Annotated in this window: 9 protein-coding genes and 1 pseudogene; 1 reads left to right on the top strand and 9 read right to left on the bottom strand. The window is 66.2% G+C overall.

Translation table 11 applies throughout. From position 1 onward, the window contains the following. Positions 1 to 12,225, top strand: a complete 12,225-nt coding sequence (locus QEN71_RS38060; RefSeq protein WP_201649834.1) for an LWXIA domain-containing protein — start codon at positions 1 to 3, stop codon at positions 12,223 to 12,225. On the opposite strand, the gene QEN71_RS38065 is transcribed toward QEN71_RS38060, so the two are convergent. From QEN71_RS38065 to QEN71_RS38105, 9 genes and pseudogenes are all read right to left on the bottom strand, one after another. Next, entirely contained in the window at positions 12,226 to 13,257 is a 1,032-nt protein-coding gene (locus QEN71_RS38065; protein ID WP_201649833.1) for an EscU/YscU/HrcU family type III secretion system export apparatus switch protein, read from the bottom strand. Positions 13,258 to 13,270: 13 nt separating this feature from the next. Further along, on the bottom strand, positions 13,271 to 14,074 hold the full coding sequence (gene sctT / locus QEN71_RS38070) for a type III secretion system export apparatus subunit SctT (RefSeq protein WP_201649832.1): 804 nt from the start codon (positions 14,072 to 14,074) through the stop codon (positions 13,271 to 13,273). A 32-nt stretch (positions 14,075 to 14,106) separates the two neighbouring features. Then, a pseudogene (locus tag QEN71_RS38075) lies at positions 14,107 to 14,661 on the bottom strand (hypothetical protein); the annotation flags it as partial. Continuing rightward, a complete protein-coding gene (gene sctN, locus QEN71_RS38080) occupies positions 14,654 to 16,024 on the bottom strand; it encodes a type III secretion system ATPase SctN (protein WP_201649831.1) in 1,371 nt (456 codons plus the stop codon). The gene sctN and the pseudogene QEN71_RS38075, both read right to left, overlap by 8 nt. Next, a complete protein-coding gene (gene sctL / locus QEN71_RS38085) occupies positions 16,021 to 16,656 on the bottom strand; it encodes a type III secretion system stator protein SctL (protein WP_201649830.1) in 636 nt (211 codons plus the stop codon). The genes sctN and sctL overlap by 4 nt, the downstream gene beginning before the upstream one ends. Continuing rightward, positions 16,638 to 17,345 carry a SctK family type III secretion system sorting platform protein gene (locus QEN71_RS38090; RefSeq protein ID WP_201649829.1) on the bottom strand — a complete coding sequence of 236 codons (708 nt, stop codon included), beginning with the start codon at positions 17,343 to 17,345 and terminating at the stop codon, positions 16,638 to 16,640. The genes sctL and QEN71_RS38090 overlap by 19 nt, the downstream gene beginning before the upstream one ends. A gap of 30 nt (positions 17,346 to 17,375) precedes the next feature. Next, complete coding sequence (gene sctJ, locus QEN71_RS38095; protein WP_201650003.1) at positions 17,376 to 18,230, bottom strand: type III secretion system inner membrane ring lipoprotein SctJ; 855 nt, start codon at positions 18,228 to 18,230, stop codon at positions 17,376 to 17,378. A 36-nt stretch (positions 18,231 to 18,266) separates the two neighbouring features. Continuing rightward, on the bottom strand, positions 18,267 to 18,782 hold the full coding sequence (locus QEN71_RS38100; RefSeq protein WP_201649828.1) for a hypothetical protein: 516 nt from the start codon (positions 18,780 to 18,782) through the stop codon (positions 18,267 to 18,269). A gap of 139 nt (positions 18,783 to 18,921) precedes the next feature. Then, positions 18,922 to 19,134 (bottom strand): hypothetical protein, encoded by a 213-nt coding sequence (locus tag QEN71_RS38105; protein WP_028366128.1) that lies wholly within the window; start codon positions 19,132 to 19,134, stop codon positions 18,922 to 18,924. Positions 19,135 to 19,244: the final 110 nt, after the last annotated feature.

Below are 19,244 nucleotides of genomic sequence, written 5' to 3' on the forward strand. Positions count from 1 at the left end.
ATGTCCCTGATGGCCGTTGACGGCGGCGGCGCCACCTACGTGCCGCCTCCATCGAATCCCGATAAGCCCAAGCCCACCGGCTCGAACGGCAGCAACACGCCCACCCCGCAGCAACAGGCGCTCGCCGCCGCGAAGGCGGAAACGGCGCGCCTGCTGAAAATCGCGCAGCAGGAAATGGCCGCGTTGCAGCGCCTGCGCGACCAGGGCGCGAAAAAGGCCGACATCGACGCGCAGATCAAGAAAGCCAGTCAGGCGTGGGGCGGCGTGCAGGCCGCCGCCGAAAACCAGATGCGTGTTTCCGCCGATGGCGGCGGCGATGCGAAGAAAGCAATCTCGTCGGCGGCGGCCGACATTCGCGCGCTCGACAAGAACGATCCTATCCTCGACGAAGTCGTCACCGATTCGCAGAAGACGGTCACGCCCGAAACCGCCGTGCAGCGCACGACGAACGAAAAGGCCTTCCAGTTCGCGCTCGCCGCGCAGACCGATCAGGACGCGACCAGCAAGGTCAACGCGTACAACGCCGAGACGCCCGCGCAACAGCAGGCCGACGGCGAGGAATACGCATACAGCATCCGCCAGGATCAAAGCACCGCCGACACCAACGCCAACAACGCCTACGCCGCGCTCGAAAAATCGCTGCGCCACGAATACAGCGTCGAAGCCGCGACGCTGCGCCTGCACGATGCGAAGGCCGACTATGCGGCGTGGCAGAAGGAACCGTCGGGCGCACGCCGCGCAGATGAAGCCGATGCGGCGCAAGAACTGTCGCAAGCGCAAACGCAATACGACAAGGTGACGGCGGGCGACGACAGCGCGCTCAACTACGTCACTGCCGACGAGCAGAAGCAGGCCGTCGCGACCGTCAAGAATCAGCATCCGGATGCGTGGTACGGCAGTGTCGTCGATATGCTGGGGCAGCAAAGCGCGCTCAAGCGCGACATCTCGCTCGTGAATCCCAACGACCCGACGCTGTCGCCGCAGATGAAGCAGCTCGCGCAGAACGATCCCGTGACGTTTGCGCTGTTGCAGGAAACCGGTCAGACGATCGATCCGAATGCGCCCGGCCTGTCGCCGAAAGAAAAAGAACTCGCGCAGCAAAACCCGCTTGCGCTCGCCTTCGTGCGGATGACGGGCGTCAATGTCGATCCGACGAAGATGACGGCGGCCGACAGGAAGCAGCTCGATCAGCTGGGCATTTTCCAGTACGCCTGCGCGCACGCCGATCCGAAGTCGGCGAACGTGCAGAAGATGCAGATGCTGATGGCGGCGGCACCCGACGTGCGTCTGCAATACACGAAGCAGCAGGTCGATCTGCTGATGCAGAGCCCAGGCAACAACGGTAGTAACGCGAGCGCCGCGCTCAAGGTGCTCAACACCAACATGAACGCGACGTTCTCGGTCGGCGACCGCGAACAGATGTGGAACGAAGCGGGCCTGCCGCACTTCAACCAGAAGTACGTCGAAAGCCAGATCGATCCGCTGATGACGAAGCCGGACACGACCGCGAACGATCCTGACAGCGTGCGCGCGCGCAACGACAGCACGATGAACGCCGACAAGGTCGGCAAATGGATGCAATCGACGCTCGACATGAACGACGTGCCGCCCGAATTCGCGGGCGTCGTGATCGATACCGTCAAGCACGATTTCAGCGACAAGTGGATGCAGTCGAACACGGGCACGCCCACGATCGGACGCGGCACCGAGTTCTACAAAGGCCTGAGTCAGGCCGTCTCGCTCGCCGACCTGCAACCGACCGAAACGGGCGTGCCCGTCGCGCGCGAAAACGACGTCGCGAGCTGGCTGATGGACGAGAAAGGCAACGCGAAGTCGATGATCTACACGTTGCGCGGCGACAGCACGTCGTATGGCTTCGACAGCGTGCGCGACACCGTGAGCGGCGGCTACGGACCCGCGCTCTCGCAGGCGCTGCTCAAGCAGATGCAGGGCGACGACCGCTTCAAGAGCGGCTTCGCGAACGACTTCCAGCTGATGCTGAGCCAGGGCATGGACAAAGCCCAGAGCAAGGCCAACGGCGCGAATGCCGACGCGAGCTACAAGCTCTTCCAGAACGATCCGTCGAAAGTCCTGCAACCCTATTTCAACGATTTCCAGCAGCACTTCGACAACCAGCCGCACACCTTCGACGCCCACTCGAACCAGTTGACGAATTTCGTCGGCGTCGGACTCGGCATCCAGCCCGACAATCCGGCCATCGTGCCCACCGACCAGCAGGACAATCCGTCGATGGGCATGCTCGAACAGCTGATCGTCGGCAACGTTGCGTTCAATCAGGGCAAGTCGCTGTTCGAAGGCAACGCCAACGCGACGAAGATGATCGATACCGTCACCGACCAGATCCGCAAGGTCGGCGGCGATCATGCCGTGGTGACGCTGGTGCCGACGTACTACGTGTCGAAGGATTCAGGCGCGAGTCCGAGCGCGCTCTTCAAGGTACAGGTGAACGGCAAGCCGGGCGAGTTCAAGTACGTCGACGACCGCGGCTGGTCCTACGACAATCTCGACGATTACCAGCACAACAACGGCCTGTCCGACGACGCCAAACTGTATGTGCCGAAGAATCTGTCGCTCGGACCGGCATCGTCGGGGCCCGTGCAATACGAGTCCGTCGCCGCGCACATCACGTCGGGCTGGCAGCGCTTCGAGCACGTGCTGGAGATCGGCACGGGCATCCTCGCGGCGGCGGGCGGCGTGGTGCTGATCGCGAGCGGCGTGGGCGCCGTCGAAGGCGGCCTGCTGCTGGGCGCGGCGTGGACCGCCGTCGGCGCGGGCATGGCCGTCGGCACGGGCGTCGCCGTGCAGGATCTCGTCAATCTGAACGATCATGGTCAGTCGCTCGGCTTCGGCAACGCGCAGGCGCGCTCGGACTGGATCAGCCTGATCGGCAGCGGCGCGGGCGCGTTCGGCGGCGGGCTCGGCATGGCGAGCAAGTCGCTGATGGAATCGGCCGCACTGCTGCGTTCCGTCGATGAAGCCGCGGGCGCGATGAGCACCGTCAGCCGCACCTCCGGCGATGCGGCGCTCGTCAGCAACAGCGGCCGCTTCGCGGAAACGGCCAACGCGTTCGAAGGCACGGCTGCCGTCACGAGCCGCGCGTCGTCGATTCTCAATGTGGTGGGCGGACTGTCGGGCGCCGATCTGTCGATCGAACAGGGCACGTCGCTGCTGAAGAACTGGGACGCGATGTCCGACTCGGATCGCATCGACCAGCTGTTCACGTTCGGCCTCGGCATCGCGCAGATGGGCGCGGGCTCGAAGACCATCATGGACCGGCCGATCCGCACGCTCTTCAACGTGCCGGAGCCGCCGCGTCCCGTCACGAACGTCACGTTCGACGACGCCGACGTGATGAACACGTCCCGGCTCGGCACAGCCGCAATCGAGAACCAGCGGCGTCTGAACGGCGACTTCGGCGACCCGCGTGGCCGCAATAGCGCGAAGGTGAATCTCGATGGCGAGCGGAATCTCGACGGCATCGACACGTTCGAAGCCGACAAGGGACTCGACGCGAAAGCCGCCGCCGCGCGCCGCACGCTGAACGGCAAAGGACTCGCCACGGACGACGCCGATGGCGACGCGCTGCTCGTGCGCCTCGCGCCCGACACGGAAGGCGACGACGCGAACACAGCGCATGTCGACGACACGTCGATTGCCGATCCCGCCGTCGCGAAACAGCCCGCGAACCCGACGAACGCACAACCCGCGTCATGGTCGATTCCGCCCAACGTGCGGGCCAATCCCGCGCTGCTCGAAGAAACCGTCGTCGCCGCATTCGCAAGCGGCAGCGGGCTCGATCAGGTGGAGTTCTACATTTACGCGTTGCAGGACGAGGAAGGCCACGCGCGCGCTATCGATGAAGACGGTTTGCCCGCCACGGACAAGGGCGATTTTGTCGCCGACCTGCATACGACGCGTAACGACGAACGCCGCGCGGCGCTCGTCGACGATCCGCAGGCGCTCGCCGCCCACGATGCCGATCCCGACAACGGCGAGCCGCTGAACCTCACGCGCTACACGTCGCTGCACGATGCGCTCGTGCTCGGCCGCGAAGGCACGCTGGCGGGCCGCTACGGGATCGCGCTGGTGGACCGCACCGCGCTCGCGCCGGACGGCTCCGCGCCGCCGGAAGCGATCGTCGGCCGCCTCGTTCCGGACATGGCGGGCACCAACGTGAATCTGTCGCTCGACCCGGCGTTTCAAGGCGATCTGCGCATCAATTATCCGCGCGGCTTCGAGCCCGGCAAGCCGCTGATCCGCGCTGAAAACGGACGGCGCATCGACGTCGTCAATGCGCTGCCCACACGCACGGAAACGCAATGGGCGGCGTTTCCGCGCCGTGAAGCCGACCTCGCGATCTACGCACCCGACCTGATGCGCCACGAGAACCAGTTGCCCAACGGCGAACGCCCGCAACTGCCCGTGCCGCCCGGCCACTTCGCGGTGTATTGCCACGCATGGACGGATGCGTTTTCCGATGCCCACGGCAATCCGTTCGACGCGCCGCAAATGGCCGAGATGATCCGCGCCGCCGGATGGGACGGCAAATCGCCCGTCATCCTCTATGCGTGCGGCACGGCCACGCGTGTGAGTCCGCTGTCGCAACTGTTGGCGAGCGTGCTGGGCGTCGACGTGTACGGCGCTAGCGGCTTCGTTGCGTGGCGCGGGCACGGACCGAGTGGCCGCGTGACGACGGGCTATACGACCGGGATCGTGATCGAGCCGGGTGCATACGACCGGATGCATCGCGTCGACACGTCCGTGCAAGACGCGCCGCGCGTGTTCCGCTTCAGCCCCGAGTTGCCGCTCCTCGATCAGCATCCGACCGCGATCGACTGGAGCGGCGAACAGGCGCGTCCTGTCGTCAATCGCTGGGGCGATCCCGACGTGGCCACGACGTCCGCGCGTGCGCCGCTCAGCGTCTATCTGTGGGGTGTGCTCACCAAGCGCGGCGCGATCGTCAATCCGCGCACGGGCTCGCCGGCGAGCGCGCTCGACCTGACCTACGCGCTCGAAGCGCTCACGCAGCGCGGCTACACACCGGGCACACCCGTCGCGCTCGACGGCGCGGCGAGCGGCGCGGACCCGGCGCTGATCCAGGCGTTCTCCGATCTGATCCAGACGCCCGTCTACGGCCGTCTGGGTACGACCGACGCGAGCGGCTGGCGGCGCGTCGACCCCAACCCGCACCGGCAGCTCGCGCGCTTCGAGATCGAGCCCGATACGCAAGGCAGGTTTTCGCCGGGCGGCGCGCAGCCGATCAAGCTCAATCCGCTCGAACTCCGTCCGGTGCCGGGTACGCGCGTCGTCAATCTGCTCGGGCACGCGGTGGCGCGGCAGTATCTGAAGGTGTCCGGCTTCGATATCGCGGAAACGCATGGCACGACGCCCGATGACGTCGCCGTCGACAACACCGTCGCCGTGATGCATGACGGCCCGCGCTTGACTGCGGAGCGCTTCGTCCAGGCGCTGATGGAAGACGACGCGTACACGCCGGGCAACGGCGTGCTCGTGACGGGCTGCTATCTCGGCTCGGGCGGCTATCCGTGGGCGCGCGATCTGGCGTATCACCTGCAGGCGCCTGTGATCGCCAGCATCACGAGCAACAGCACGCGCGGTACGGGCGTGTTGACGCTGCATCCGCTGGAGCCGGAGATCGCCGTGCCGGAGAACGATCCGGACGTCGGCACGCGGCTCTATCTGCATTTGCCCGAAGCGCCCGAAGAAGGTTTCGAGCCGGAAATATTCAAGTACCAGCGCGAGCACAACATCGACGCCAGTGCGATGCGGCCGCCCGTCGAGCCTGTGGAAGCGTCGCGGCCTGTCGTCGGCGAGATCGATCCGAACGAGGATTCGGGACGGCGCGGTATCGACGGTTCAGCGGATGACGAGCCTTCGAAAGCGCTCGAACCCGTCAAGCCCGACGCGATCGAACCCGACGCCATCTTCACCGCCGACGAATGGGCCGCGCGCAACGACGACGACTATCTGTCCGGCAAGACGCAGGCGCACTATCCGCCGCGCAGCAAGGCCTACACGCGACGTGACGTGATGGCCGACGGCAGCGGCATCGTGACGGCGCTCGCAGGCGATCGCCCCGCGCTGCTGCAACCGGGCTTCGACGACGTGACGGGCATCGCCGCGACGGATCATCCCGAGTTTCTGCGCCCCGCCGATACGCTGCTGATGCCCACCGACGATCCGCTGCACGCCGTCGGTGAGCGTGGCCTGATGTCGCCGCCGGGGCATCACGTGATCTTCGGACACGGCATCTCGCCGGATGAAATGCTGGGCCCGGACGGCGTGCCGATCGGCGTCGATGAAGTCGCCGCACGCGTCGCGCCGCTCCTCGCAGATGGTCAGGACGTCACGCTGTATTCGTGCTACGCGGGTTCCGACAAGGCCGATCCGCTGCGGGCGCGACAAGCCAGTCGCGGGCCGCGCGTGAACGCCGCGTTCGCCGATGCGCTCGCGCAGCGTCTCGCGGATGCGACGGGCCGACCGACGACCGTCTGGGCGCCGGGCGATATCCTGCTCGTCGAGCCGAACGGCACGGCGTCGGTGCGCGTCACGCGCTTCACTGGTCAGGTCGAACGTACGGGCACGCTGATGACGCCGTTCCGCGCGCAACCTGCTTCTTTGCACGGCGCTCCTGCATCGGCGCGACATGCTGCTGCCGAAGAGCCGGCACCGACGCCCGACGAAAAGCCGTTCACGCCGCAAGTCAGCGATCTGCATCTGACGAACGCCGCCTACGACTTTTCTCCCATCGCCGACGACACATTCGATTCCGTCGCGCTCGATCACGCTTTCGCCAGCGCGCTCGCATCGCGTCCCGGCGTGCTCGGCGATGTTGCGCGCGTGACGCGTCCCGGCGGCGAGATCACGCTGTCGCGTGCGAGCGGATTGCTCGACGAGCCGCGTCCGCTGCAAGCGCTCGAAGATACGATGCAAGCCTTCCGCGATGCCGGCCTGACGAATCTGCGCGCCGAATTCGTGATGCTCGGCGACGCGAGCATCGAACTGGGCGACGGCGTCGATATCGGCGCGCTCGATCCTGAAGACGGCTACTTCCGTTTCAGCGGCACCGTGCCGCACGCTGAGAAGACAGCGTCGAACGCGAGCGTGTCCGATCTCGACCAGGCATTCGCCAGCCGCGAGCCGTCGCAACAATCGGCGAAACATGTGTACGTCAGCGCCGATGCGTTGCCCGACGAATCGGCCATCGCGCCCGACGCCGAGCCGCGCGAGCGCTTCGAAGCACGCATGCAGGCCAATCTCGACGCGGTCGCGCAGACGACGCCCGTGCAGGTCCACAAGCTGTCGTCGCTCGGCTACGACCCCGCCGCCGAGCTTCGCATCGAGACGCCCGAAGGCATCCTGATCAAACCGGCGGGCGTCGACATGTACATCGTGCAGACGCGCGATGAAACGACGGGCGCGACGTCGTACCGTCTTGCCGCGATCGATGAAAACGGCCTGCCCGAAGGCTACGCCGCCGTGAACGGCAACGGCATGCGCGCGCTCGCGATGATGCGGCGCGGTCCGCTATGGCCCGTCGCGGGTGCCGCCGATCCTGCGCCGTCTGCGTCCACGCCCGCCGTCACGCCCGAACAGCAACGCGCCGCCGCCGACTGGCTCGACGATCACGATCTGCGCACGCTGCAACGCATCGACGGCGAGCATGTGCCCGTGCTGTCGGGGCTTTTGCGCCGTCTGGGACGCAACGCGCATGTGCTGATCACCGAGCACGCCGCGCGTCCCGATGCCGATCAGGAACATGCTCAACCGACATTCATCGCATCGCTGACGACGGACGAACATGGCGTGCTCGGCTCGATCGAATCGATGCAGGGCAAATCCGTGCCACGCGCACTCACGAAAGCGCTGACATCGGCGAGCGATGGCGGCGTGACGGCGCGCAGGAAGTACGACTTCTACGTGTCGCCCGTCGATGCCGCCGATCTCGAGCGCTTCGGCGGCGCGTCGAAGATCGAAAGCGTGACGATGATGGGCAAGACGTCATGGAACGTCACGCCGTCCGGCAAGCCTGTCGATGCTGCTATCGTCGGCGATATCACGGAACTGTCCGACGCATTGCGTTTCAAGCGCCCGAGTCACGCAGCGCAAGCCGCCGATGCGCAGCAGCACATCTATGCCGTCGAAGAGAAAACCGGCAAGGTGCTCGGCTACGCGGAACGCAACCTCGATCACACGTGGACGTACTACGAGAAAGCGAAAGTCGGCGATACGAAGATCGATGCGCAGGATCTGAGCGCCGCGTTCCGCCGTCGTGCGCACGGCATTCCGGTTGGCCGTGCGGGACGGCGCGGCGTGACGTTCGTCGTCAGCGAGACGGAGCCGTCGGCGCTCGATCGCGTGGGCGGATTCCGGCCCGCTGAAAAGGACGAGCCGGTTACGACCGAAGGCGTGGACCAGACCGAAACGAAGCCGCGCCGTAAATCGGGTGACGTGGTGCAGTTGCAGGTCGCGCGCGCCGACCAGGCTGCGCGGCGCACCTGGGCGCAGGTGCGCGGCCGCGAACTGACGGGCAGCGACAATCCCCTCGTCGAGCCGAATCTGCTGCCTTCCGCCGACGACAAGAACCTCCACGCCGTCGATTTCAGCGGTCACAATGCGCTGCATCTGTTGCGCGCAATCCAGCAAGGCTCGCTCGACAAAAACCACACGATCTATGTGTTCGACACGAAAGACACGCTGGCCGAAGCGATCGGCAGGCCGCGCGGCATCATCGCGTGGCGTGGCGAGCAGTTGCGCTGGTTCGACAGCGTCAGGGAAGCGAACAACGCCAAACGCGACGGCAAGAGTCTCGACGAAATGCCGATCGGCACCGACCGCTTCGGCGCGAACGTCCACTTTCTGCTGACGCGCCTGGAACCGCGCGAATTTCTCGCCGTTGCCAAACCGACGCGGCTCGCCGCCCTCACGTCGCGCGCGCAAACGCTCAAGGAGCAATGGACCACCACGGCGGCGACGGGCAAGCAGCACGCCGCCCTCAGGCAGCGCGCCGATCAGATCAAGACGAGCTACGAAAGCGTGCGCCGCGAAGCCGACGATCTGCTCCGCGAAATGCAGGGCACGCGCGGCTCGCGCGGCCGTCGCAAGAACAGCGCGAATCTGGCGCACGTGCGCTCGCCGATGAAGATCGAGCCGTATCAGCCTGGCCTGACATCGACCACCGTCATCGAATCGAATCTGCGCAGCGGCGCCGCGAAGCTCGACCAGTACTTCCCCGAGTCCGAGCGCATCGAGGCGTACAACGAGCGCAGGAACGGCCCGCAAAGTCAGCGCATCCGCTTCACCGGCAAGCGGCAGACCATCATGTCCGACGCCGTGATGTGGAAGCACCTCGGCAACGATCTCAAGGTAGCGCGCGAAGTCTCGACTTCGTCGTCGCGCTTCTTGCCCGTGCCGCGCAAATCGCTTGCGCGACGATTCGGCGCGGCGACGGTCGCGGATCGCCGCATGGTCCGCTACTTCGTGCGCCACGATCCGGCGATCCAGGATCGCATTGCGCCGATGGCGCGCTCGTTCTCGCTGCGCGACGATCCCGCACTCATGACGGCGCAGATCGAACGCTATGGCGGCGTGATGCCGATGGTGTCGCTCGTCGTCGATCCGCATTCGCTCAAGGCCGCGCTCGGCAAGCCGCACGACCCGGAGTTTCTCGAACGCGTGCGCGCGCTCGGCGATCAGCAGAATGTGCGCTTCGACGGCGAGAAAGGCACGATCGAGCCGGGACCGGATTCGGAAGACGAGACGCTGCATCTCGACGATCTCGACCATCTGATGCGCTGGCTCGACGAAGCATCGAAATCGGGCTTCGCGATCCGGCTGGAGACGGCGCCCGCGCGTGCGCTCGTCGGCAAGGACAACCGCTTCCAGGCGGGCACCAACGACGATTACCACGACTACGTACGGCTTTTCAGCAAGCTGGAGACATGGGCCAACGAGCACCCCGACGCGCCCGCGCCGAACGTGATGGTCAGCTTCCACGGCTGGGACGCCGTGCCGGAATCGGTGCCGGGCTCCGGTCACGCGAGACTGCTTGAAGCCGTGCTCGCGCGCAAAGGGCTCGAATGGGTGCACATGGGGCTGTCGTACGGCACGCACGGCGCCGACTTCATCGCGAATCAGGATCTGACGACGCGGCTCGCGCAGATGATCGTCGACTATCGCAACGCGCCCGACGTGCTCGCGCGGCTGCATGGCGCGGACTCGCTGACGCGCGTGTTCGAGCGCGTCGACCGGCAGACGCTCGCGGACCAGCATCAGTTGCTGTTCGCGGAGATCGAACGGATCGGCGAATCGAAGGGCATGAAACCCGCCGAGATCGACGCGTTGCGGCATCAGCTGTACGAAGGCAACACCACCGCGTTTCTCGACAGCGCGCGCAAGGCGACGATCGAGTACGCGCGGCCGCAATGGCAAACAGGCGAGAACGCGCCGAAGGGCAAGACGGAACGGCTCGCGCGCGCGTTCGCACAGCGCTGGATGGCCGACACGGGCGACGCATTGACCACGACGCGGCCGACCACGCGCTCCACCGCGATCGAATCCGAACCGGCTGCGTACTGGCGCTCGGTCGTGGCAGACCCGGTGCTGAAGAACGACGGCACCAAGCCGCTCAGTGCGAACCGCAAGGCGTCGGCGCAACTCGCCATCGCGAGCCGCGAGCACGAAGGGAATAATGGCCCTGACGGCGCGCAGCCGCTCAGCGAAGAGGAGACCAACCAGCTGCGCGCGTCTTCCGAACTCAACGCGCTGCGCGTTCAGCAAGGCAACGTCGACCGCAACAGCGTGGTGAAAACGTCGCTGCTGGTCGGCGGCGCGGGTACGACGACGGGCGTGGCCGCCGCCAGCGCGTTTCGTCTGCTGCGCCAGTTCAGCGCCGAAGGCACGCTGCACGCGACCAACACGCTCTATACGGGCGTGCGTGTCGGCCGCGTGTTTCAGGCGATGCACCAGGGCGCCGTCGCGAGTCTGAAGAACGGCGATCCGCGCGTGTTCGACCAGATGGTCGACCGGCTCGCGAACGGTCTGAAGAGCCAGTTGAAGGCGAACCGTTTCGACGTGGACGTGCGCACGGAACAACTCGAACTGCTCGCCAGCGAAGGCAAAGCGAAGGCGGGCCAGTTGCGCGCGCTCAACGAGGCAGGCCTGATTTCATTCGACGACGCCGTCACGCACACGAAAGGCATCGCCGCCGACATGCTCGCGCAGATGCAAGGCGTAGTCGGCGGATCGTCGCTGAAGATGCTGCACCATGGCAACCCGCGTCACTGGGTCGGACTGATGGGACGCGGGCTTGGCATCGCGGGCTATACGGGGACGATCACGCTCAACATGGCGTCGATGATCGATCATCCGACGCTCGCGACCGCGCTGTCCACAGCGGGCGCGACGATGGGCGGCACTTACACGACGCTCGTGTTCCTCGGCAGCATCCGGCATCTGAACGCCGAAAACCGCAGCCGCTTCGCGCGTTTTGCGAGCGCATCGGGCGACTATCTGGCGTCGTCGGGAAGTTTGATCGGCGGCGTGACGAAGATACTGGCGGGCGATCCTGTGGCGGGCTCGCTGTCGGCGGCGTCGGGGTTCCTGCTCGGCAGCGCACGGCTGCATACGCAGTTCCCGAATTCGTCCCCCTTCATGGAGAAGCTGCCGACGCTCATCGCACTGCTGCCCGTCGGGCTGTTCGTCGTGACGACGGCGCAAGGTCTGTTCTTCAGCGGCAGTTCGGGGAACGACAAGACCGATCCGAACAACACGCCCAACAAGAACAACCTGAACAGTCCGCAACCGTCGATCACGGCTTCGGCGACGCCATCGGCTTCACAACCGGCTTCACAACCGGCTTCACAACCGGCTTCACAACCGTCTTCGCAGCCTTCTTCGCCGGCACCTGCGCCGTCAGCGTCGCAACCTTCGTCACAACCCACGACAAAACCATCGACCCCGCCGCCGACCGTCAAGACAGCCAACGGCGACTCGCTCTGGTCGATCGCCGACGATCACAGCCGCACGCTGCTCGACGCCGCGCATGTGCCCGACGCCGATCGTCAGCACATGTCGCACGATCATCTCGTGCAGCTTGCGTTCGACGAAATCCTGCAACTGAATCCGCAGTACACGAAGCATCCGGGTTCGATCGATCCCGGCGACACAATCGTGATCGGGTGATCAGCCGGCGCCCTTCGCCCACTTCAGCAGCCGCGCCACTTCCTCGAAGTGATGCTGCCCGATCGTGCCGCTCTCGGGCGTCGCTTCGTACAGCGATTCGGCGAGACCCGTATTGGCGAGCGTCGGCCGCAAGCTCGCCTGCGCGAGCTTAACGATACGCTCGGCGACTTCGCCTTCGCCACGCGCGAGCACCCACGGCAGCGTGCCGGGACCGCCATAAAACAGCGCGACAGCCACGCGCGGCGAATACACGACAGCCGATGCATAGCCGATCCGGTCGTTCAGCGACGCCATGCGCATTTCCAGTGCGATCTGCTTGCGCCGCCCCTGAATATGCGGATCGCCTTCCGTCTCCTTGTGCTCGCGCCGCACTTCCTCGACCGACATCTTCATCTTCTGATTGAACTCGTGCCGCTGATGCACGATATCGATCAGCGCCATCACGATGAACACGAGCGCGGCCCAGCCGAACAGCAACAGCAGCAGATGCGCGATCAGCGCGAGAATCGACAGCGGCCGCGTGAAGCCCGCCTGCACGGCGGGATCGAGCGACGTGCGGATCAGCCAGCCGAGTGTTGCGACGAGCAGGGTCGTCTTCACCAGCATCTTCACGAGATTGATGAGGTTACGCAGCGACCAGAGGTTCTTCAGCCCTTCGGCGGGATTGATGCGCGACAGCGACGGCGCGAGCCGGCTCCACGCCATGATGCCGCCCACCTGCACGAAGCCCGCAAGCAAGCCTGCCGCGAGACCGATGCCGACGAAACCGAGAGTCGGCAGCAGCAATGTGTGCGATGCCTCGCCGACCAGCGATGCGATACGCGCACCGGGATCGGCTGCACCGACGGCATCGAACACGAGACGAAACAGCCCTTGCACGCGCGCGTAAATCTGCGCGAGGCCGCTCGCGAGCGCGATGCACACGCCGACGAACATCGCCGTCGAAATGGTCTCCGCGCTCTTCGCGACCTCGCCTTTCTCGCGCGCTTCGCGCAGGCGTTTCGCGGTGGGCTGCTGACTCTTTTCCGCCATGCGCGCGCGACGCTCAGTGCGTGCCCTGCAACAGCGAGCGCAGCAGCGCCACCATGCCGCCGTCGGGATTCAGCATGTCGTGCAGCGACGCGTACACGACGGGCAGGAACAGCACCATCATCAGCATCGCGAGCGCGCTCTTGACCGGCTGCGAGAACGTGAACACGTTGAGCTGCGGCACCGCGCGCCCGACGAGTCCGATGCCCGCCTCGACGAGCACCAGCACGATCACGACGGGCGCGGCGAGCTTCACCATCCAGACGAACACGGCGTCCGTCTGCTGCACGATGAAAGTCGACAGCACTTGCGAGAGATTCGGCAGCAGCGCGCCGATCGGCCACCACGCGTACGACTGCGCGAACACCTGCACGAGCATCTGCAAACCGCCCGCCGTGACGAACAGCGCAATCGCGACGAAGTTGAGAAAGCCCGACGTGGGGCCGCCTTCGTGTCCGCCCATCGGATCGAAGAACGACGCGTTGCCGCTGCCCGTCTGAAAGTCGATCAGATAGCCGACGCCCTGGATCGCGAACAGCACCGCGCTCATCGCGCCCGCGAGCAGCACGCCGACGAGCGCTTCCTTCGCGGCGATCAGACACCAGACGAGAAACGGCAGATCGACGATCTGCGCGGGGTCGATCACGGGCGCGACGAACGCGGCGATCACGACGGCGATGCCGTTGCGCACGAGGCCCGTGACGATCTCCTCGTTGAACACGGGCACGATCAGCATCACAGGCAGAAGACGCGGCATCACATACAGCAACGGCTTCGCGCTGCCCGCGATATCGGAGAACTGCTGCGCCTGATCTAGCATCGCGGGTCGCGGGTGAAGGGAAGCGGTTCGTGGGCGGCGTCGCTGTCGGGCGTGGACGCGTCCGTTGCCTGTGGGTTTGACATGCCGAAGCGACGCACCGCGAAGCTGTCGGCGAGATCGTCGGCGGCGCGTTCGATGCGCGCGGCGCGCGACTTCAGCGCGCGCTCGCCCGCTTTCTCCAGCTTGTCTTCGGCGGCTTTCGCGCTACGCGCCGCGCGCTGCAATTGCGCGAGTTCCGCTTCGTGGTTGTCGTGCGTGACGCTTGCCTGCATCACGGAATGCGTTGCCTTGCCGATTCGCATTGTGGCCGTGCGCGCATCGGCGGCGGCTTCCTGATAGACGCGCGCGGACGCAGCCACTTCAGAGCCCGCGCCGCCTTCTCCATTCGCAAGCCGTTGCTGGATCGCCGCCTTCGCCGCGATCTGCGCATCGAGACGCTGCTGTGCGTCATCGAGCACGCGACGGCTTTGCGCCGCGATGCCCTGCTGCCGCGCCGCCGCGACGCGCGCAAGCTGCGAGCGCATTTCGCGCACACGCTTCAGTCGCGCGAGCGTGGCGAGCACGGCGGCATCGTCGGCGTCAGACATGGGCGTCCGCCAGTTGCGCAAGACGCGCGAGCGTCGGTTCATACGGCGCGTTGTCGGTGGACGATTGCGCGCAGAACGCCGCGAGCGCATCGCGGGCGCGCAACGCGAGATCGCCGAGCCGATCGCTGCCTTCGCGATACTCGCCGATCTGCACCAGCAACTCGATCTCCTGATACTTCGCCAGCAGTTCGCGCGCGCGTCCCGCCGCGCGCTGATGCGCGGCGTCCGTCACGAGCGGCATCACGCGCGACAGGCTGGCGAGCACGTCGATCGCGGGATAGCGGTTCGCCAGCGCGATCTTGCGCGACAGCACGATATGGCCGTCGAGAATCGAGCGCACTTCCTCCGCGATCGGGTCCGATTCCTCATCGCCTTCGACCAGGACCGTATAGAGCGCCGTAATCGAGCCGCGCTCGCCCTGCCCCGCGCGTTCGAGCAGACGCGGCAGCACCGCGAACGTCGACGGCGGAAAGCTGCGGCGCGTGGGCGGCTCACCGCTCGCGAGACCGACTTCACGCTGCGCGCGGGCGAAGCGCGTCAGCGAATCGACCAGCAGCAGCACGCGCTGCCCGGCGTCGCGGAAATGCTCGGCAATCGCAGTCGCGACGAGCGCGGACTTGACGCGCTCCATCGCGGGACGGTCGGATGTCGAGACGACGAGAATCGAGCGCGCGCGCACTTCCGGCGACAGCGAATGTTCGATGAACTCGCGGACTTCGCGGCCGCGTTCGCCGACCAGCGCGATCACGTTGACGTCGGCCTGCGCGCCGCGCGCGATCATCCCGAGCAAGGTGCTCTTGCCGACGCCCGAAGGCGCGAAGATGCCGACGCGCTGTCCTTCGCCGAGCGTCATCAGTCCGTCGATCACGCGCACGCCCGTCACGAACGGCGTGTCGATCATGCGTCGTGCCAGCGGATTCGGCGGCGGCTGTTGCGTCGAGACCCACGCGCCGCCCGTCACAGGACCACGGCCGTCGAGCGGCGCGCCGAGGCCGTCGAGCACACGCCCGAACAGCGACGACCCGACCGCGAACATATGAGCGCGTCCGGACGGCACGACCGTCGTTTCCGGCGACAGCCCTTCGACATCGCCGAGCGGCGTGAGCAAGGTCGTCTGCCGCGAGAAGCCGACCACTTCTGCGAGCCGAACGGGTTGATCGGGCGTATGCAGTTCGCAGATTTCGCCGAGCCGCGCGCGGATGCCCGTCGCGTTGAGAATCTGCCCGACCGCGTGATTCACGCGCCCTTGCACCGACACGGGCGAAAAGAACGCGAGCCCCGCATCAAGATCGCCGACGAGACGGCCGCCGTCGAGCGGCAACGCGTCGTCGTCGATTTCCGTTTCGCGTGACGGCGTGTTCATCGCGTGGCTCCTGTGGCTCCCTTCAACGGCTCGCGGCGAATCGCCTGGCGCAGCGCGTCGATCTGCAAGTCGAGGCTCGCATCGATACGTCCCGACGGCGTTTCGACCGTGCAGGCCTGCGCTGCGATCTGCGCATCTTCGACGACGCGAATGCGCGAACGGACCTGCTGCATCGCCGCGCCCGCGAGCGCCGCGTCCATCTCGTCGCGACGCCCCGGCGCGACATGCACGATCAGAAAGGGCTCATCTCTCACGAGCGGCAGGATGCGCGCGAGCGCCGCTTCATAGAGCCGCTGCGTATTCGTTTCACCGACGATCGCGCGCACCGCTTTCACGACGATCTCGGCCATCGCGTCCTTCATCGATTCCATCGTCTTCGCCGCCGCGAGCGCCTGGCTGTACGCCTGCGCGGCGTGCTCCTGCTGCGCGCGTCGCAAGCCTTCTTCGTAGCCCGCTTCGCGGCGCGCGTCAAACTCGCGCTGCGCCGCCTCGACGATGCGCTGCGCTTCCTCGCGCGCCGTCGCGATCACCGCCGATGCATCGAGCAGCGCCGCGTATTCGCGCTCCTTGAGCACCTTGCGCTCCGAGAGCAATTGCAGGTTGTCGCTCGTGATCAGAAAAGCCAGTCCCATGCCGCGAACCTCTCGGGGATCAGATACAGAAACAGCAGCTCGCCGAACTGGTCGCGCTGCGCGTGGTTGAGCAGATACGGCGCTTCGCTGTCGATCGCGAGATTGAACTTGAGCATCGCGCGCCGCTCGACGGCCTCGCCCGCCGCGCCAATGAAATCCGCCAGCAGTCGACCGCCGCGTGCGCGGATCACGGCGGGCAGCGCGGCGGGATCGTCGCGCCACGGTTCGAGCGTTTCGCCGAGCGCGCCGAACTCGGGCGCGCGTTCGAGCGCCAGTTCGAGCGCATCGGCGCCCAGCTTGCCGACCACTTCCGCGCGCACGCGCCGCTGCTGCAACGCGTCGCGCAGCCACGCGCGATGCAGCAGCAGACCCGCATACGACGCCAGCTGTTCGAGCGCCGCGCCCGGCAGCAACGCGAGCCGCGCGAGCGGCGTCGACGCTGCGAAATCGGCTTGAGCCGTCTGCGCCACGCCGTACGCCTCCAGCAGATGACGCGCGATCAGCCGCCGTCCCGCTTCGCCGAAGCGCGAGAAATGCTGATACGCGGGCGGCCAGTCGGCAGGCACGCGCGTCACGTGCAGATAGGTGTCGGGCCGCAACACGAACTCGCACACCATCCGGTAGAACGCGACATGCTGCGGCGGCGCGGGCGGCGCGAGCGCATGCGTCCAGGGCAGGTTCGGCGTCATACGCGCTCGTCAAGGCCGCTTGCCGCTGCGCTACACACTGTCGCGCGCACTTTCGGCCACGCGCGCGCCGCGCGCATGCACCGCGCCTTCGCTGCGTGCACCACCGCCCAGCAGACCCGCGAGCCGTCTGCCGAACATGCCGCGCCGCGCAGCCGACAACGCGATCACCGCGAGCGTCAGCAGAATCAGCGCACCGACCAGCCAGCCGAGCGGCGAGCGCAGCCGCACGATATCGGTCAGTGCATTGCCGATGCCGTTGACGGGCGTGGACTTCGCTGCCGCCGGTTGCAGAAACAGCGACACGTTGTCGTACTGCAAGCCCTCGATGCTGTGCGCGACGAGATCCTTCACCATCGGCGCCATCGCGCGCAGATCGACGCCCGGCTTATAGCGGATATACACGGCCGCCGACGAAGGCTTGATCTTGTCCGCGAGCGGATCGTTCTCGGGAATCACGACCTGCACGCGCGCGACCACCACGCCCTCGATATCCTGCAACGTATGCGTCAGATCCTGCGACACACCGTACAGATAGCGCATGCGTTCCTCGGCGGGCGTCGACACCAGCCCCTGCTTCTGGAACAGTTCGCCGACGCTCGCGAAATGCGGCTTCGGCAGACCGTTTGCGTGCAGCACGGTCAGCGCGGGCTGCATGTCGTCGTCGGCGACTTCGACGAGCCACGCCTGGCGGTCGGACGCATCGCGCGCATCGTTGTCTTTCGACGCAGCGATGCCCGCGTCGCCGAGCACGGCGACCATCTGGTTCGCTTCCGCTTCCGTGAGGCCCGAATACACTTCCTTCTGGCAACCGGCGAGCAGCAGCACCAGCGCGCCGACGCTCGCCGCGCGCGCGATGGTTTTCAGGCGCGGCCTCGCGTCAGACATCGGCGCGCCCGGGCCGTTGAGTGAAGCTGTCATCCGTCATTCCTGATTCTTCAGAATCGAATGCGTCAAGCCGTTGGTTGCCTGCGCGACGGCAAGACTCAACTGATATTCGGAAATCGTCGTGGTCGCGCTCCACTGGAAATCCATCGCCTGCGCCATCGACATCAACGGGTCGTTGCTGTTCTGCGACATCGACGTGAGCATCTGTTCCTGATGCTTCTGCAAGCCCGAATAACGCGTGTCGAGATCGTTCGTGAACGTGCGCAGACGCTCGACCAGCGACGAATGATTCGCGTCGGCGGGCGTCATGCGAACGTCGGTCGAGACGGGCGGCGTCTGCTGCGTTTGCTGCGGCGCTGACGTCGGCGACATGCTCTGCACGCCTGTGCCCGTGTTCGACGTCTGCATCAGGCCGTCGAACTGCTTCACGTGCGCTGCGTCGGGCGACTTGCCTGCATTGACGTTTGCACCAGCGTTTGCATCGACGCTTTGTGAAGCTGTGGCACTGGCGAGCGCCGCCGTCGAAGGCGGCGCGACACCTGAGACTGTCATGATCGGTCCTCCTTGTACTCATCCAGTCGACGCACGGAAAGCCGGCCGCAGCGCGCGCGTACCCAGCCGCCGCCGATGCGCTTCATCGGCGTAGCGGACTCGCATGCATGGGCGCTACGCGGGCGGCCAGCGCCCGGCGTCAGGAGCGGCCCGCCGAACCGATATGCTCCGCAGCCTGCGACGCGGCCGTCCCGGCTGCGGACGTCACTGCGCCCGTCGTCTGGAACGTGCTCGTCGAGCCTTGCACCATGAACTGGATTTCAGTGAGTTTTTCCTGGGCCTGGATCAGCTGGTTGGCCTGGTTCTGGACAGCGCCCGTATCGGTGACGGGACCCGTGGTATTTCCGCTCATCTCTCACTCCTTCAAGTGTTGACAGACATTCCGGCTGCGCGGGCAAGGTGCCCTGCGTGGCCGCTTACGCGAGTCTTCGGATCTGCATATCGAATCTGCATCGATCCGGA

Source organism: Paraburkholderia sabiae, assembly GCF_030412785.1.
GTDB lineage: Bacteria > Pseudomonadota > Gammaproteobacteria > Burkholderiales > Burkholderiaceae > Paraburkholderia > Paraburkholderia sabiae.

Excerpts from the sequence above, each read along its gene's own strand:
- QEN71_RS38060 (WP_201649834.1), top strand. The coding sequence starts at position 1 with ATGTCCCTGATGGCCGTTGACGGCGGCGGCGCCACCTACGTGCCGCCT.
- QEN71_RS38065 (WP_201649833.1), bottom strand. The coding sequence starts at position 13,257 with ATGGCGGAAAAGAGTCAGCAGCCCACCGCGAAACGCCTGCGCGAAGCG.
- sctT (WP_201649832.1), bottom strand. The coding sequence starts at position 14,074 with ATGCTAGATCAGGCGCAGCAGTTCTCCGATATCGCGGGCAGCGCGAAG.
- sctN (WP_201649831.1), bottom strand. The coding sequence starts at position 16,024 with ATGAACACGCCGTCACGCGAAACGGAAATCGACGACGACGCGTTGCCG.
- sctL (WP_201649830.1), bottom strand. The coding sequence starts at position 16,656 with ATGGGACTGGCTTTTCTGATCACGAGCGACAACCTGCAATTGCTCTCG.
- QEN71_RS38090 (WP_201649829.1), bottom strand. The coding sequence starts at position 17,345 with ATGACGCCGAACCTGCCCTGGACGCATGCGCTCGCGCCGCCCGCGCCG.
- sctJ (WP_201650003.1), bottom strand. The coding sequence starts at position 18,230 with ATGTCTGACGCGAGGCCGCGCCTGAAAACCATCGCGCGCGCGGCGAGC.
- QEN71_RS38100 (WP_201649828.1), bottom strand. The coding sequence starts at position 18,782 with ATGACAGTCTCAGGTGTCGCGCCGCCTTCGACGGCGGCGCTCGCCAGT.
- QEN71_RS38105 (WP_028366128.1), bottom strand. The coding sequence starts at position 19,134 with ATGAGCGGAAATACCACGGGTCCCGTCACCGATACGGGCGCTGTCCAG.